The following is a 1,049-nucleotide window of genomic DNA, read 5'->3' as shown; positions in this document are numbered from 1 at the left end:
AATATTAAAAATATATGCTTGGATTGTAACGGGTTCAATGGGGGTGCTAGCCGCACTAGTAGACTCGTTACTGGATTTGGCTGCTTCGCTAATCAATATGTTTGCGGTGCGTTATGCCTTGGAGCCCGCGGATGAGGAGCATCGTTTTGGGCATGGTAAGGCTGAATCACTAGCGGGCTTAGGGCAAGCAATATTTATTGGCAGCTCGGCGATATTTCTATTGATGTATACAGTGGAGCGGATTTTTAACCCTGAACTGATCGAGTCACCTGAAATTGGCACATGGGTGATGCTCTTCTCGATGGCATTAACTTTGGTATTGGTTGCTTACCAGCGTTATGTCGTTAGAAAAACCAATTCGATTGCTGTCAAGGCTGATTCTCTTCACTATTCAGCAGACTTAGTAACTAATGCTGGAATTTTGTTAGGCTTGGCCCTTTATTATATGGGCTGGTTGTATTCAGACCCTATTATTGCCTTACTAATAGGCTTGTACATTCTAAAATGTGCAATAGAAATCGGCTATGAAGCCATTCAGTTGTTGCTTGACCGGGAACTCCCTGATGAGGAAATTAATCAGATAGAAAGCTTGGCTTGTGAACATGAAAACGTCATAGAGATTCATGATCTAAGAACACGTCAGTCTGGTCAGACGAAATTCATTCAGTTCCATCTTGTAATGGATGGGAATATGACATTACTCGCTGCACATGACCTCGCTGACGAGGTACATGACAAGATAAAAGAGTTTTTTCCGCAATCCGATATAATCATCCACCAAGACCCCCATACAGCGATAGCGAATGTAGGGGATTAGCGTCAAATACTTAGCTCTCTATTCGCGGTTGCTTGCTGAGCATTCAGCCGCTTGAGGGTCGAGTTTGCAGCGGACCTTCCTCATTAGTTTAAGCGTCTTTTGGTCGTAGATACCGCGACGACCTAACTCCAAACGGCTCTCTCTAAAATCTTCCACCCAGTAATCGTATAGATGTTCGGGGATATCTATCCAATAGTGTTCGGGGATAGTTGCTTCTGGGTCCGTAAGGAAC

The 1,049-nt window shown here is 44.0% G+C and carries 2 protein-coding genes; one reads left to right on the top strand and one right to left on the bottom strand.

Annotated features, from left to right (window positions below):
- The coding region (locus tag A3763_RS13155) for a cation diffusion facilitator family transporter (RefSeq protein ID WP_068760120.1) at positions 1-817 on the top strand (817 nt) is incomplete at its 5' end.
- Positions 818-835: 18 nt separating this feature from the next.
- On the opposite strand, the gene A3763_RS28655 is transcribed toward A3763_RS13155, so the two are convergent.
- Positions 836-1,049 (bottom strand): putative solute-binding protein (locus A3763_RS28655; protein WP_231872194.1); only part of this gene is annotated, 214 nt, incomplete at its 5' end.

It is taken from the genome of Oleiphilus sp. HI0128 (assembly GCF_001635365.1).
The sequence above is the reverse complement of the archived record's forward strand: the minus strand, read 5'-3'. Positions and strand labels throughout refer to the sequence as shown.